Raw genomic sequence first — 16581 nt, forward strand, 5'->3', positions numbered from 1 at the left:
TCGCGAGGATAACCTGATGGCGAGATCCACATTCGGCTATTCGCCTTTGGCCTGAGCCCTTGCGCGACCCGCAGGGCGCGGCTGGTCGCGGCTGAGCACATCGCGCAGCGCCGTCGCAAAGGGTTGCCCCATCGCCCCGGCCAATTCACGGCCATTTCCATCTTCGTTGATGGAGACGCGGATGCGATCAAGCGAGCGCAGCATGGGCGCTGCCCCCAGGGCTTGCACGAACCGGCTAAAGACCTCGGGGTTCTGGACGAAAGGTCCGGTCAGGATCACGCGCTCAGGAAAGAGCAGACGGCACAGGTTTGCCGTCAACCGCAGCATTTCCGACAGCGCGGCCTGAAAAACCGGCGACACGCCCAGATCCAGTCGCGCCATATGCTTGGCCAAATCGCTTTCGCTGAATGGCAGGCCGGGGAACTCTTGCGACAAGGCGGGGCGGATCGACCAGAGGCCGGCCACGGTTTCCAGACAGTCGGTATTGCCGCAATTGCATTGCTGGCCGCGCCCGTTGCCCAAGCCCCAATGCCCGATCTCACAGAACCGGCCGCGGTTCTGGTTGACGACGACATCACCCGCCGCATAGGCCGCGCCGATCCCGTGGCCCCAGTGCAGCAGCAGCGCGGTTTCCTCGGCACCGTGGTTCTCGTGCAACCTGATCCCCGCCAGTTCGGCATCCAGATTGCGGACCAGCCAGACCGAGCGGTCGAATTCCGCAAGTGCCGCGCCCAGATCCAGATTGCGCATCGCAGGCCAGCGCGACGAGGTGCACCAGGTCTTGCGCCCGATATCCAACAGCCCGGACAGCGAACAGACGATGGCGCAGATTTCGATCTGGGGCGCGAAAATCGCGGCTGTATCGCGCACAAGTTGGCACAGGCAGCGTGTCATTTCGGCGTTATCGGCCCCCTGTGGCGGTGCCGCCGTGATCTGGCCCAGCACCCGCAGATCCAGATCCACGGCGCTGGCGATAAGGGTCTGATCCGTGACGGTTATGAAAACGGCCCCAAGGCGCTGCTGGTTGAACGACAGCACAGCCGCTGGCCGTCCCTTGCCGCGCCCGCGCGACGCGTTTTCATACAGCACATCTTCGGCAACCAGCTGTGCCACAAGGTCAGACACCGTGGTCGAGCGCAGGCCAAGCTGGCGCGAAATCTCGCCGCGATTGGTGGCCTGACCGCCGCGCACAAGCGAGGTGACTGCGATCAGATCATCTGTGCGATTTGAATCCATAGCGGCAAGTCACTGCATCATCGCGGGCAAGGTCATCGTGAGCGCGGGTATATACGTCACCATCAGCAGCACAACGAGCATCGCAAGATAAAATGGCCACATCTGTTTGACGGCCCGCCCCATCCTGATCCGGGCGATGCCGCAGCCAATGATCAGCGACGTTCCAACCGGCGGCGTGCACAGCCCGATGCCGAGGTTCAGGATCATCATCACGCCGAAATGGATCGGATCGACACCAACCTTGGTCACGATGGGCAACAGGATCGGGGTCAGCAGCAGGATCAGAACGCCCATATCCATCAGCATACCAAGGATGAGCAAAAGCACATTGATCGCCAGCAGAACAAAGATCTTGTTGTCCGAGATAAAGAATATGCCCTCGGCCAGCAGCGTGGGTATCCGCAGATAGGAGAGCAGGAACCCGAAGACAGAGGACGTCATGATGATCGCGGTGACCATGGCAAGTGTCGTCAGGGTGGTGGCAAAGATGCGCGACATGGCACGGTAGTCGATCGTGCGATACCAGAACACGGTCACCAGCAGCGCGTAGACAACGGCGATGGCGGCGGATTCAGTGGCGGTAAAAATACCCGTCAGGATGCCACCGATGATGATGACGATGGTAAACAACCCGATTGCCGCATCGAAAAGCGCCATCAGGGCCTCGTGCCGATTGTAGCGCCGTCCCTTTGGATGATTGCACCGTCTGGCCATGACGGCGCAGATCAGCATCAGTGATCCCCCCAGCAGGAAGCCGGGGATATACCCGGCCATGAACAGAGTAGAGATCGGCAGCCCGCCCGCGGCCAGCGCATAGAAGATCATGTTCTGACTGGGTGGGATCAACACCCCCTGCACGGATGAGGTGATGGTGACAGAGACCGAATAGCCGGGGGGATAGCCCTCCTTGGTCATCGCCGGGATAAGGAAGGACCCGATGGACGCGACATCAGCCACGGATGATCCCGAGATACCGCCAAACATCGAGCTGGCGACGATATTGCCCTGAGCCAACCCGCCGCGAAGCCTGCCGACCAGCACATCGGCCAGTCTGACCAATCTGTCAGAGATGCCGCCCTCGGTCATGATGTTGCCAACAAGAATAAAGAAGGGCACCGCCAGGAAGGTGAACGAGTTCAAGCCATTGATCATACGCTGCGCCACCAGCAACAGCGGCAGGCCCAGATGCATTGCGGTGGCAAGCGATGCCAGGCCAAGCGCGAAGGCGATGGGCACCCGGATCAGCATCAGCCCCAGAAAACCGCCAAGCAGCAGCAGGATGCCAAACCAGTCAACCGACATGATGGGCCTCGGGGTGGTCGAGATCATCCTGTTCGGGCATCGCCACATCGCGCAGGATCATGTTGCCAAGCGCGTTCACCACCCCCAACAGGCCGCCAACCAGCGCCGGAAAATACAAAAGCGATTTGGGCCATCCCGATGCCGGCAGCACCTGTATCCCGGTCAGATCGATCAGATCCTGCCCGTAATACATGACCGAAAACATGAAGACGGCCATCGCCAACTGCGCGAGATAGTCCAGAAATACCGCAATCGGGCGAGGCAGCAGATCGCGCAGAAACGCGATCGCCACATGCTCATGCCGTCGGATCCCGACGGCGACCGCCAACAGGCCGAACCAGATCAGGAACAGCAGCGCGATTTCCTCTGACCAACTCGTCGGGTTATTGAAAAGAAAGCGCAGCGCGACCTGCAACACCGTCACAACCGTGATCGCCACAAGCAGAATGTGGCAGGCAAGGGCAGCCAGCCAGTTCAGCCAATCGAGTGCAAGGGCCAGTCGGCCGCGCCATGCCGGTTTCATCGACGGCGCCGCCTATTTCTCGGCCGCAATGCGGTCAAGCAGAGGCGTCAGATCCGGGAACTCTTCATAGATCGGCTGAACCGCGGCCTGAAACGGCGCATTGTCGATCTCGTTCACGACGGCGCCGCCATCCACGACAGTCGTGCGCGCGGCTTCATTGGCCTCTCGCATGATCTCGCGCTCAAACATCGCGGATTCGACGGCGGCTTTGGTGATCGCCTCTTGCTGCTCGGGCGGCAGGCCATCGAAGCGCGCCTTGTTCATCAGCAGCAGCGCCGGCGGGCTGAGATGCGCGTCAATGACATAGTTCGGCGCCACTTCGTAATGAGCCGAGGTTTCATAGCTGACAAAGTCGTTCTCGGCACCGTCGATGACCCCGGTCTGCAAGGCCGAATAGACCTCGCCATAGTTCATCGGGGTTGGTACCGCGCCCAGCAATTCCATCATGCGGATAGAGATCGGGGCAGGCTGAACCCGGATCTTCATGCCTTTCAGATCGTCGATGCTGGCAATCGGCTTGCCCTCGACCGTGTAGAACGACCGCGAACCCGCATCCATATAGGCAAAGCCCTTCAAGCCGACATCGGCCAGATCCTCCAGAACCTCGGCGCCGATATCGCCGTCGAGAACGCGATACTTGTGATCCCAATCGGCAAAGACATAAGGCAGCGTGAAGGCACCCATTGTCGGCACGACATTGGCCAGACCCACCGAATTGACACGCGTGAAATCGACGATGCCGGCTTGAGCCTGCTCGATCGTCTCAGGCTCCTGACCAAGTTGCGCGCCGGCAAAGACCTGAACCTCGACCTCGCCAGCGGTGTATTCTTTCACCAGTTCCGCAAACCGATACATGGCGACAGTCACCGGGTTGCTGTCGGGCTGATTTTCGGCCAGCCGCAACACCGTCTGCGCAGAGACGGCAGACGGCAGGATCGCCGCAGTGGCAAGCAGCCCCAGCATTGTGTGACGCAATTTCATGATCAAACCTCCATCCATTGTCTTTATGATTCCGTCCACCAAAGCGCGCATTCATGATTCCGTCAACATATTTGAACAATTTTGTTCGTAAACAAGATTGCCTGTTGCCACATGCTTGACAGGCTGCCGGTTTGGGTCTTTCGTATATAAAAACATAATTGTTCTAAAAGGGCGGATTGATGGATACGGAAATACATGACGACAAGCAGACAATGGGGCGGGCCGCCGCCAAGGATGGCGCCAACGCAATCCGCACGGCCATCGAGCGCGACGGACGCGCCAGCGTGATTGTGGCCACAGGGGCCAGTCAGTTCGAGATGCTCGACCATCTGGTGCGCGAAGACATCGACTGGAGCAAGGTCACCGCCTTTCATCTGGATGAATATGTCGGACTGCCCGAAAGCCATCCGGCCAGTTTTCGCGGCTATCTGAAGTCGCGATTTATCGATCAGGTGCAGGATCTGGGCGCGTTCGTGGCGGTCAACGGTGATGCCGACGATTTGCAGCAGGAAATCACACGTTTGAACAACCGGATCGCGGAAGAGACTATCGCGGTGTGTTTTGCCGGCGTGGGTGAAAACTGTCACCTGGCCTTCAATGACCCGCCCGCCGATTTTGATACCGAGACCCCATATCTGGTCGTCGACCTCGATGACGCCTGCCGCCAGCAGCAATACGGCGAGGGCTGGTTTCCGACCCTGGATGACGTGCCGATGCGGGCAATTTCCATGTCGGTTCGCCAGATCCTCAAATCGCGCGAGATCATCCTGACCATCGCTGACGCGCGAAAGGCCGATGCGGTCAAGGCCGCGCTGGAAGGGCCGGTGACCAATCTTGCACCGGCCTCGATCCTTCAGACACATGGTGCGGTCAAGGTTCATCTGGACCAACCTGCGGCGCAGCTTTTGACCTCGCCTGGCGATTGAGGGGCGGCGCGGTGCAAAGTGAGGGGCTCTTCGACCTTCAGGTCAACGGCTATGCCGGCGTCGATTTCAACGATGTCGGGCTGACGGCGCAGGCGATGGACACCGCGCTAGAGGCGATGTTGCACGATGGGGTAACCGGGTGCCTGCCGACGCTGATCACAGCCACCCCGGCAAAGTTGCTTGAACGGTTCGCAGCGCTTGATGCGGCGGTGCGCGACAGCCGACTGGGGCCAGTGATGGTGCCCGGCTATCACCTAGAGGGGCCGTTTTTGAACGCGTCGGATGGCTATCACGGCTGCCACCCCAGGGCCGCGATGACCGACCCGGTCGCAACGCTGCCCGGCGAACTCGAAGCCCGGCTGTCGCGGCCGATCCTGCTGCTGACCATCGCCCCCGAGCGGACCGGCGCGATCCCTGCCATCCGGCATTGGTCTGGGCTGGGCAAGACGGTTGCGGTGGCCCATTCTGCCGCTGGCTTCGAGGTGATCCGGGCTGCCGCCGATGCGGGACTTACCCTTTCCACCCATCTTGGCAACGGCTTGCCGCAGATGCTTCCCAAGCTGGACAACACCCTGCTGGCGCAGCTGGCCGAACCACGCCTGACTGCCTGCCTGATCGCCGACGGCATTCACATCCCAAAAGAGGCCCTGCGGGCACTGATTGCGCTGAAGGGACCGAAAAACTGCATTCTGGTCAGTGACGCAGTGGTTGCGGCGGCGATGCCTGCCGGCGCGTACAGTTTCGCCGGGATGGAGGTTCACTTGCAGGATGACGGGCGCGTCCTGCAGCCATCAGGTTCCGGTCTGGCGGGATCGGCCCTGCGACTGGATCAGGCCGTGCGCAATCTGGCGGACTGGTCGATTTCAACGCCGCAAGAGGCCGCAGCCATGGCTGGCTCAGCGGCGCGCGCCGCCCTGTGCCGCTCTCTCACTTATCACGGTATCAGTCTGGATCCAGGTCTGCTCAACTGGTCAGAGGCGCTAGAGCCAAATGTAGCGAAGATGCCCACAATTGATACGAAACCGGGCTTTGGAACCTGAACTGGCAGCAGATCAAGGGCACCTGGAATTTTCTGGCTGACGCCTTTTTGAGGGGCGCGGGTTATCTGGCGTCAATGATCGCCTCGGGCCAGCCGCCTTGGCTGGCTAACGCAGCGTTCGCTGTTATGGGTCGGTGCACGACATATCCCAGCCAATGAACCACCGTCGAAAACGACGATTACGGGCATTTCCAACCCCATGCGTCCATGCCTCGCAGGCAAAGCACGCGGCATTTGATCCACGAAGAAAGTCACCGACTTCTCAGGATGCTCCGCTTTTCATTGCAGATGCAGTTCGTGCGTCAACGGCCCAATGGTGATGGCATTGCTGGGCGATCTCGGCCTCGCGCCTCGGCAGAGATTTGCGCCCGTCCAGCTTGTGCTTTGGCGGTCTGTTGCGCTGGTCGCGGCGCAAGCTTCAGCCAGCCTGCGCCGCCCCTTCAGAACTTGGCTATCGCGTTGATGAACAAGCCTTTGTCGTCATCGGTCATGTCGCTCAGATCATCGGAGAATGAACCGAAGTTATAACCGACACCAACCTTCATGTTATTGCCAAAGTGGCGGTAGCCAGCGGCGAGGAGGCCCATGTCAGTTGTGTCGGCCTGATCCAGTTTCAGCGCGCGCGCCTCGACCAGCAGGTCCCAGTTATGGACGACATGATAGCGGGCATTGGCCACGACCAGCCAGGCGTCGTTCTGGCGGAAGCCGCCGGTCGGGCCGGATGCGGTTTCAGACAGGCGCCCGCCGATCTTGCCACCGATGGACCATTGCTGGTTCAGGTCGTATTCCGCATCGACCGTGAAGATATGGCTTTTCTGCAGCGGGCCGCGCTGGTCGGTGCCATCGACGGTCTGGCCGTACCGATCATAGTAATAGCGGTACTTGAACAGCATGTTGAAGCGATCATTATCGATCGGTCTGACGGCATAGCCCAGCACAAAATCGGTCAGCCGGCCGTCGCGGATCGAGGTTTCGTCCGTGTCGGTATCGGCGTAGTCCAGATAGGCCAGCAGCGTGCGGCTTTCATCCAGCTTATAGGTCGCATTTGCGGTCAGCAGGATGGTGTCGGCATCGCGGTCGCGCGCGGTCAGATCGTCATCCCCGCGCTCGCGGCGATACTCGACCCGGCCCGATGCGGTCAGCTGCTCGTCTTCGTAATTGGCCCCTAGGCTCAGCGCATGACGCTTGAAGTCGCCGCTGACATCATCGCGGATCTGGCCCACATCCAGCCCGACGCTATAGGTCAGGAACTGGGTCGGCTTGTAGTCGATGCCATAGGTGCTGGTCAGCGAATCGCGGTTGCCGAAGATGTCATAGGTGTTTTCGCCATAGAACGAGGTGTTGTCATTGACCTGCCGCCGGCCGCCAAAGACAAAGCGCCCGCGATTGTCGCTGAGTGCCGTGCCGGAGCGGCGGATGTCATAGGCGTCGGGATCGACCTCATAGCCGAAATACAGGCTGCTATTATCGGCGCGCTCATACGACGCAAGAATATCGGCGCCAAAGCCAAGCGTGCCATCGGATGCCTCGGCATTGACCGTCCAGCCATTGCCAAAGTCCTTCTCGACGCCAAGTCCGAAGCGGTTGTTGCGCGACAGCCCTTCGTTCGACAGCGTGGCCTGCGCCAGCACCGATACGCTGAGGCTGTCATTCACCTGCCGGTTATAGCGCAGCGCCGCATCGGTGCGATTGCCGGTTTCGGTGGCAGAATCGCGGCGCACATGTTCCAGACCAAAGGCCCATTCATTGACCGCGTCCTGTTTATAGATCGCCTGGACCCCGCCCTCGCTGTTGCGCTGGTCACGGTCATTGCGGAAATCGTCGTAATAGGCCCCCCAGGTCAGCCGATCCGAGGCCTCGACCTCGACATCAAAGCCCCACAGCCGTTCCGCCGATGAGGTGATGTAATCCAGCGAACTGAAGCCCTCGGTCCGGCGCTGGTAATAGGCGCTGACAGTGCCATTGCGCCCGGCCCCAAGCTCGGCCAGATCCAGTTCGGTCTCGATCCGCGTCGCGTGGCCATTGCCCGTCAGCGGCGCGGTGCTGTCATAGATCAGCCCGCCATCGGTCGAACTGCGATACCCAAACCCCGGACCCTCGCTTTTGGCGTATTCCGCCTCGACATAGCTGTTCTCGCCAAGGCGATAGCGGATATCGGCGCCGTAAGCCGACTGATCGGCAATGCCGGTTTCCTCGCGCTGGCCTGAGACGCCGACACGCAGGCTGTCGGTGACCCAGCTTTCAAACCGCCCGCCAACCGATGCACCGCTGACCGTGCCGCCAACCGGGGTGTATTCGTATTGCGCCACCAGATTGAGTTCGGTCGAGCCGCCGGGAGAGGTCACCACCACGCCTTCGCCGGACGATGATGACAGCGGCACCGCCAGCCGGATGCTGCCTTGCAGATAGTTCACCTCGTAATCGGTGCCCGGCACCAGCCGACGCCGGTCGATCACCCGCCCGGTCACCGGATCGCGCAATTCGACGGTGATCACCTCGGAACCGCGGGTGATATCCTGACGGCTGAGGAAGTAGACCGACCCACCCGTGCCGCGCAGCACATCGCGCTGCGGCAGGTTGTCGGGCTGCGCCGCATACAGCGTGGCCTGAGCGCGCGGTTCGCCAAAGGAGGTCTGCTGCTGCGATTCCCAATGCACATTGGCACCGTAGAGCACGCGTTCATTGCGCAGGAATTCGGTGTTCTTCAGTTCGGCCTGAGAATTGCCCCAGACGGCGTAATTGCGGTCCTTTTCGATGCGGGCATAGAACTTGCCCTGCGTCGGCGCGTCCTCGACCATGGTCGATCCGTCGCCATAGACCGGGTAATATTCATTCGGGTCGATCCGGCGCAGCAGGCTGGATGGGTCCTTGTCGTCAAAGCTTTCGAACAGGTCCTGAATGTCGGCGTCGCTTGTATCGGCGGCAAAGGTATATTCGATGCCACGATCATCATAGCCATTGGCATAAAAGGCCAGACGGCCACGGGTATAGGTGTCGCTGTCGCCATCCTGCTTGTTGACCCCAAGGGTCGCATCGACCAATGCGGTATAGAACAGATCGCGGCGCGGGATCTCGATATCGCGGGAATAGCCAAGCTGCTGGGCCGGTCCGTTGATCTGCACGTCAACCGCATGTTCGCCGGTCGACAAGATCCGCTGCAGAACAAAGCCGCCATCGGGCGACGGCTGAACCGTCTCGCCCAGAGTGGTGACAACACTACCCGGCGCCACGCTTTCGCCCGACACCGTGACCGCACCGCCGCGGATCGGAATGCCCCGGCGCGACGCCGCATCGGTGCCCTCTTCGACATCGCCCGACAGGCCCCGGTCATCTATCATCGTCAGCGGGATATCGACGGTCTCGTCGAACCGGCCCTGACTGTCATAGACGCGGTGAACCGCGACCAGCCGGTCGCCTTCGGGCAGCGCGATATTGGTCTGACCATTGGGATCAATCGGCACGACCGCCAGCAAACGGCCACCCAAACCACCGCTGGCGCGGTCGATGATACGGACCTCGCCACGGGTGACATAGGCGGGATAGTTCAACTGACTGGTGAAGGTCACCGGCGCGCCCGGATCCAGCCCCAGACTTGCATCGCTGCGCTGCAGATCAAGCCGAGGTCTGGCGCCAAGCCCGTCGAAACGGACCTGCACCTTGGCCTCTTCCAGCGCGACATCGGTCTTGCGGATGACATCCTCGACACGCGCATCGCCGATCACCGGCTCGCCATCGATGACGATCTGAAAGCCACCGGGGGCCGCGACGACACCCTCATCCCATTCGGTATTCTCACCCGTCGGCATATTGACCGCGGTCGTCCCATTGGGTCGCTGGCAATCCGCCGGCAACGCCCCGTCGACCAGATCGCATGCCGGCTCGGAAACCGGTTGCGCCAAGGCGCCTGCCGCCACCAGCGTCAGAAATGCGGTGCCACAGAGAAGGCGCGAACCTGTTTTCATTTTCAACATCTGCATCGCCTCACTGAATCCGCTTTACGGTACGTTCGATAATCAACTTGTATCGACCGCGTTTCTGCCACAGCTCGTTGATCCGGCTTTCGACCGCATCAATCCGGGCGTCGACCAACCCACGCTCCTCGCCTTTGGTGTAATAGGACAGGCGGACGATGCCCGGCTTTTCGCGGATCTGTTCGACCAGCTGCGACAATCCATCATAAAGCGGACGGGTCATCGCCGCGCTGCCGGAACCGAAGGCCGCAGCCATCAGGTCGATATCGACCACCCGACCAACCGAGACGCCGAAGTTCACCCGAACCATCTTGCCAGCCGTGGCCCGCACGACGCGCGGGTTTTCGGTGGTGACCCGGTAACCCGTCGGCAGGCTGCGTGTATCCAGCTTCAGCGACAGGTTTTCCCCGATGCCCGGCGGCATGGCCGCGCAAGGCACGCTGAAGCGGCCATGTTCGTCGGTGGTGATCAACTCGCCGTTCAGGGTGGCGATGCGCACCGCGGCCATGCCCAGTTCGCCCTCGTCCTGATAGCCGTCCATGTCCTTGTCATCAAAGACCTTGCCGATCACATCGGTGCAGTCAAAGACATGTTCAGCGCGGCGGGTGATTTCAGCCTCGGCGATATTGGATATCCGCGTGCCGGCATCGGTTTCCACCCAGGCCTGGTTGACCGCCGTCTCGCCGGCATCCAGCGCCGTCACCCGCGCGTCGAACGCAACCGTGACCGTTTGGCCCGCATCAAGATCATAGGGCTGCCAGACCAGCTGCCGGCCCGCGGCCGACGGCTCGGCCGCCACACCATCGACTGTTGCCGTGCCGGGCACATATTGCACCCGCGCCGGCAGCAGGTCGATGAGGCTCAGGTCAGGGACCGCCGCCAGACCGGTGTTTTCAAAGGTCAGCGTATAGATGATCGTCTCGCCCATGATCGGATTGCGATTGCTGACGGTCTTGGTCGCCTCGATCGTCGGTGCAGGCAGCGCCAGCACGATCACCGTCGGCGTATCGTCCGCACCATCCGCGTCGCCCTCTTCCGCATCATCCGAGACGTCCTGAACCCGTCCGCCCTGCGGAGAGCTGCCCACAGCGGTTGCGGTGTTCAGATATTCCCCGGCATCCAGATCGGCCTGCGTCAAGGCGTGCATGGCGGTAAAGGTCACCTCGTCGCTGTCGCCCGGCGCAAGCTCCGGGATCGGACCGCCCGAGACAATCGCGCCCGGATCGTTCAGTTCCACATCGGTCAGCGTGACATTGCCGGTATTGGTCACCACGAAGTTGTAATTGATGACATCGCCGACATTGGTCGAGCCGTTCGCGCCCAGATCCAGCGCACCCGATTTCAGCACCTCGATCTGCGGGGCCTCGGGCAGCAGAACGATGGTCGCATCATCGGGATTGCCGTCGCCATTCGGGTCGCTGTCGGTCGCGTCGGACGGATCGTCGGAGGTGTCCTCGATCGTGTTGCCGTACTGATCTGTCCCCGAGGCCAGCGCCTGGTTCAGCACCTGACCCGCATCCAGATCGTCCTGCGTCAGGGTATAGCTGGCCGTGAAGCTCGTGGCATCCGATGCGCCCGCGGCAAGGCTGGCAATCGGGCCACCCACAACCTCGACCAAGGGGTCGGTGACGGTCACATCGGTCAGCGGCACGGTGCCGGTATTCGTCACCACGAAGCTGTAATTGATGACATCGCCGGCATTGGCAACGCCGTCGCCGCCGTCATCCAGCGCACCGGTCTTTTCAAGCGTGATGCCAGAGTCGGTGACCACGACCGTCGCAATCGCCGTGTCGCAATTTTCCGGGTTCAATATCTCGCAGATCGTATAGCTGTATTCATAGCTTCCCGGCGTCGTGCCTTCGGCAATAGTGATGGTCCCGTCCGGGTTCATGGTGATCGACCCATCCACCGGCGTCACATCCAGCGCGCCCGGGGTCAGCGTGACATCGGCCGGATCAACTGCCACGCCGTTCAGCGTGTCATTATCCAGAACCGACTCGGTCGTGCCGCCACTCGCGCCATCGACCGGGGCGGTACTTTCATCAACCGCCTCAATCGGCGCGGCTTCGACCACAACCGTCGCAATCGCGGTATCGCAGTTGTCGGGGTTCAGGATCTCACAGATCGTATACTCGTAGGTATAGGTCCCTGCGGTCGTGCCTGCGGCGACCGTGATCGTCCCGTCCGGGTTCATCGTGATCGAGCCCGAGGCAGGCGCAGGCGCGGTGCCCGGCGTCAGCGTGACATCGGCAGGATCAACCGGCTCGCCATTCAGCGTGTCGTTGTCCAGAACCGAGGGTGTATTGCCACCATCAAAGCCGTTGAGCGGCGGATAGCTGTCATCGACCGCCTCAATCGGCGCGGATTCGACCACAACCGTCGCAATCGCGGTATCGCAGTTGTCGGGGTTCAGGATCTCACAGATCGTATATTCATAAGTATAAGTCCCTGCCGTCGTGTTAGCCGCGACTGTGATCGTCCCGTCCGGGTTCATCGTGATCGAGCCCGAGGCAGGCGCAGGCGCGGTGCCCGGCGTCAGCGTGACATCGCCAGGATCAACCGGCTCGCCATTCAGCGTGTCGTTGTCCAGAACCGAGGGCGTATCGCCACCATCAAAGCCGTTGAGCGGCGGATAGCTGTCATCGACCGCACCAATCGGCGCGGCTTCGACCACAACTGTCGCAATCGCGGTATCGCAGTTCGCCGGGTTCAGGATCTCACAGATCGTATATTCATAAGTATAAGTCCCTGCCGTCGTGTTGGCCGCGACTGTGATCGTCCCGTCCGGGTTCATCGTGATCGAGCCCGAGGCAGACGTAGGCGCGGCACCCGGCGTCAGCGTGACATCGGCAGGATCAACCGGCTCGCCGTTCAGCGAGTCATTATCCAGCACCGAGTCGGTCGTGCCGCCTTCAATACCGCCGACCGGGGCCGGGGCGTCATCAACCGCGTCAATCACCGCCTGGTCAACGATCACGGTTGCCGTCGCCGTGGAGCAATTCGTCGGATTGACGAGGTCACAGATCTCATAGGGATAGGAATAGGTTCCCGCAGTTGTGCCCGGGGCAACCGTGATCGTCCCGTCCGGGTTCATGGTGATCGAACCCGATGCAGGCACAGGTGCCGCGCCCGGCGTCAGCGTGATATCGGCAGGATCAACCGGCGCGCCGTTCAGCGTGTCATTTGCCAAAACCGTAGGCAGCGTCGCCCCCGCAATACCACTGACCGCAGTAGGCGTGTCGTCCAAAGCCTCAATCACCGGCTGCTCTACAACAACCGTCGCAACTGCTGTCGCGCAGTTCGTCGGGTTCAGGGCCTCGCAGATCTCATAGGGATAGGTATAGGTTCCAGCAGTTGTCCCCGGGGCAACCGTGATTACGCCCGTCGCAGGATCCATCGTGATCGAACCCGATGCAGGCGCAGGCGCCGCGCCCGGCGTCAGCGTGATATCGGCAGGGTCAACCGGCGCGCCATTGAGCGTGTCGTTGCCCAGAACAGAGGGCGTATCGCCCCCCTCAAAGCCGTTGAGCGCAGCAGGGGTATCGTCCAGAGCCTCGATCACCGGCTGCTCTACAACAACCGTCGCAACTGCTGTCGCGCAGTTCGTCGGATTCAGGATCTCACAGATCTCATAGGGATAGGAATAGGTCCCCGCCGTCGTGCCCGGGGCAATCGTGATCGTCCCGTCCGGGTTCATGGCGATCGAACCCGATGCAGGCGCAGGCGCGGTACCAGGCGTCAGTGTGACATCGGCAGGAACAACCGGATCGCCATTGAGCGTGTCGTTGCCCAGAACAGAGGGCGTATCGCCCCCCTCAAAGCCGTTGAGCGCGGCAGGGGTATCGTCAACCGCCTCGATCACCGGCGGATCCACAACAACCGTCGCAACTGCTGTCGCGCAGTTCGTCGCGTTCAGGACCTCGCAGATCTCATAGGGATAGGAATAGGTCCCCGCCGTCGTGCCCGGGGCAACCGTGATTACGCCCGTCGCAGGATCCATCGTGATCGAACCCGCGGCAGGCGCAGGCGCGGTACCAGGCGTCAGCGTGACATCGGCAGGAACAACCGGATCGCCATTGAGCGTGTCGTTGCCCAGAACAGAGGGCGTATCGCCCCCCTCAAAGCCGTTGAGCGCAGCAGGGGTATCGTCAACCGCCTCGATCACCGGCGGATCCACAACAACCGTCGCAACTGCTGTCGCGCAGTTCGTCGGGTTCAGGACCTCGCAGATCTCATAGGGATAGGTATAGGTTCCAGCAGTTGTCCCCGGGGCAACCGTGATCGTCCCGTCCGGGTTCATCGTGATCGAACCCGATGCAGGCGCAGGCGCGGTACCAGGCGTCAGCGTGACATCGGCAGGAACAACTGGATCGCCATTCAGCGTGTCGTTGCCTAGAACAGAGGGCGTATCGCCCCCCTCAAAGCCGTTGAGCGCAGCAGGGGTATCGTCAACCGCCTCGATCACCGGCGGATCCACAACAACCGTCGCAACTGCTGTCGCGCAGTTCGTCGGGTTCAGGATCTCACAGATCTCATAGGGATAGGAATAGGTCCCCGCCGTCGTTCCGGCCGCGACCGTGATCGTCCCGTCCGGGTTCATCGTGATCGAACCCGCAGCAGGTGCAGGCGCCGCGCCCGGCGTCAGCGTGATATCGGCAGGATCAACCGGCGCGCCGTTCAACGTGTCGTTGGCCAGAACCGAGGGCGTCGTGCTTTCCACCGCGCCATTCACCGCAGCAGGCGCGTCGTCAACCGCGTCGATGACCGGTGCATCCACAACAATGGTCGCACGCGCCGAGTTGCAACTCGTCGGGTTAGCGATGTCGCAGATCGTATACAGATAGGAATAGGTTCCAGCAGTTGTCCCCGGTGCAACCGTGATCGTCCCGTCCGGGTTCATCGTGATCGAACCCGCAGCAGGCGCGGGCGCGGTGCCCGGCGTCAGCGTGATATTGGAGAGATCAGCCTGCGCGCCATTCAGCGTGTCATTCACCAGCACCGTTGCCGTCGTGCCGCCATCGGCACCGCTGATCGCCGGAGGCGTGTCATTTACCGCGATTGGGGCTGAAAAATTAGTGACTGTTGCATCATCCGGAGCCGATGTGGATGGGTCGTCAGAATTTGTATCAGTTGCGGTTTGTCCGTGAAAATTCTGGCCCGAAGCTTGAGCACTGTTGGTGACCTGCCCTGCTGAAAGATCGGCCGGGGTCAGGGCGTAAGTAGCTTCATAAACCACAAATTCGCCGGGTCGGATGTCATTCGCGTCTGCACCCGCGTCATAGTTCCCGCCGGTGCCCAGGGCAGGCACCAAGGTAAACGTGGTCGGAACCGGGCCCGTACCGGTGAAGGAACCCGCGTTTTCAGTAACAGCCGGGTTGAAGATCGTCGATGAACCAGTGTTGGTAATCGTATATTCGTATGTGATGAGATCGCCGGCAGAGACGGTTCCGTCGCCGCCCACATCAATCGTGCTGGACTTGGTGAGCGCCAATTCCGGAGGGTCTTAATAGAGCGAAAACTCGCGAATTGGTACAGGATCAGTAAACGTGGGTACGCCACCATAATTGTTGATGACGATCCCCGTGATACTTGGCAGACCTGCTGGCAGACCTAAGCTTGAGAAAGGGATATATACCGGAACCCTGGTGTTTGTGGTGTCTGGAACGGCGGCTGTCGTCACAGTGGTGGTTTGCGGCCCGGTCGCCGGGTCGATATAGCTGATGACGACGTTGAAAGATCTCAGTTCGTTATCGCTAGCGGCATTGCCGGCGTTGGTGTAAATTCCAATCCCGTTGTAAAACTCATCCGAACCGATGCCAACAAACTCGAAATCCGCCCCCCTGTCGGACGGAATTGGGACTGTGTGACAATAGCCCTCAAGAACATTATAGTCCCCGTCGATCAATTCCTGAACTGTGTATGGGACGCTACCATTTCCGCATCCAATACTAGCTACGCCACCAGTCGTGCCGTTTAACTCAGTCACCGCATCCGGCACCCTGAAGTTCGACGGAACGGATTGAGCCACTGCCTGAGAAGCAAATGTCGAGAGAAGCACCGCCAGTGTGGCAACATTGGCTTTGAAAATGCGGCCGTTGATGTTCTGTTGCCTGTTCGCTGGTTCACTAACCCGTCGAGTCAGGCCGCGACCACGCTCTTTCCGACGAAAGGCCGTTAGCAGGTGCCGCAACATCAGCGCTAGCTGAACGAAAAACACCTGAACCAGCAGTTTGATCGAGTTTGCAACCGGTATTTTCAGCATCGGTTGGATCCGTGTTCTATCGTTTTTCATATTGCCGCTGCCACTCGTTGAAAAATTCAGGATTTGTCGCGCTTTGGTTGTGCGCCTGCCAATTAGGCCAATTGTCGCAGGCGCTGATCACGGAAGCCATGCCCTGAAGTCAGAGCTTCTAAACGCTTAAAAGAGGGTTAACATGAAATCAATACTGCCTCGTTCACTATGTGTCTTGCAGCGCAAGCGAACTGTCGGGCAAGCCACTCTATAACGACGAAGAATCAGCAGTCGGATCGCGAAGAACCAGGCCGGATACCCAGTAAATCAAGGTTAATTCTTGGGTAGATCCGACCCAATTGCCGAGAAAG

9 protein-coding genes are annotated in these 16581 nt (G+C 60.6%); 2 read left to right on the forward strand and 7 right to left on the reverse strand.

Going from position 1 to position 16581, the window contains the following annotated elements; translation table 11 throughout:
- Positions 1–36: 36 nt before the first annotated feature.
- From CUV01_RS06100 to CUV01_RS06115, 4 genes are read right to left on the reverse strand one after another with little or no spacing between them, the layout of a single operon-like run.
- Entirely contained in the window at positions 37–1236 is a 1200-nt protein-coding gene (locus tag CUV01_RS06100) for an ROK family protein (protein ID WP_101459695.1), read from the reverse strand.
- 9 nt (positions 1237–1245) lie between these two features.
- Positions 1246–2538 (reverse strand): TRAP transporter large permease, encoded by a 1293-nt coding sequence (locus CUV01_RS06105; protein WP_101459696.1) that lies wholly within the window; start codon positions 2536–2538, stop codon positions 1246–1248.
- A complete protein-coding gene (locus tag CUV01_RS06110; protein WP_101459697.1) occupies positions 2528–3061 on the reverse strand; it encodes a TRAP transporter small permease in 534 nt (177 codons plus the stop codon). The genes CUV01_RS06105 and CUV01_RS06110 overlap by 11 nt, the downstream gene beginning before the upstream one ends.
- 12 nt (positions 3062–3073) lie before the next feature.
- Positions 3074–4042 (reverse strand): TRAP transporter substrate-binding protein, encoded by a 969-nt coding sequence (locus CUV01_RS06115; protein WP_101461898.1) that lies wholly within the window; start codon positions 4040–4042, stop codon positions 3074–3076.
- A gap of 179 nt (positions 4043–4221) precedes the next feature.
- On the opposite strand from CUV01_RS06115, the gene CUV01_RS06120 reads away from it, so the two are divergent.
- Positions 4222–4968: a glucosamine-6-phosphate deaminase gene (locus tag CUV01_RS06120; protein ID WP_101459698.1), complete on the forward strand. Its 747-nt coding sequence runs from the start codon at positions 4222–4224 to the stop codon at positions 4966–4968.
- Positions 4969–4979: 11 nt separating this feature from the next.
- On the forward strand, positions 4980–6008 hold the full coding sequence (locus CUV01_RS06125; protein ID WP_101461899.1) for an N-acetylglucosamine-6-phosphate deacetylase: 1029 nt from the start codon (positions 4980–4982) through the stop codon (positions 6006–6008).
- Positions 6009–6447: 439 nt separating this feature from the next.
- On the opposite strand, the gene CUV01_RS06130 is transcribed toward CUV01_RS06125, so the two are convergent.
- From CUV01_RS06130 to CUV01_RS06140, 3 genes are read right to left on the reverse strand one after another with little or no spacing between them, the layout of a single operon-like run.
- On the reverse strand, positions 6448–9969 hold the full coding sequence (locus tag CUV01_RS06130; RefSeq protein ID WP_157994788.1) for a porin family protein: 3522 nt from the start codon (positions 9967–9969) through the stop codon (positions 6448–6450).
- A gap of 19 nt (positions 9970–9988) precedes the next feature.
- Positions 9989–15469, reverse strand: coding sequence for a DUF7507 domain-containing protein (locus CUV01_RS06135; RefSeq protein WP_101459700.1), 5481 nt, complete (start codon positions 15467–15469; stop codon positions 9989–9991).
- A 12-nt stretch (positions 15470–15481) separates the two neighbouring features.
- Entirely contained in the window at positions 15482–16240 is a 759-nt protein-coding gene (locus tag CUV01_RS06140) for a hypothetical protein (RefSeq protein ID WP_157994789.1), read from the reverse strand.
- Positions 16241–16581: the final 341 nt, after the last annotated feature.

This window comes from Paracoccus tegillarcae (assembly GCF_002847305.1).
GTDB classification, from domain to species: domain Bacteria; phylum Pseudomonadota; class Alphaproteobacteria; order Rhodobacterales; family Rhodobacteraceae; genus Paracoccus; species Paracoccus tegillarcae.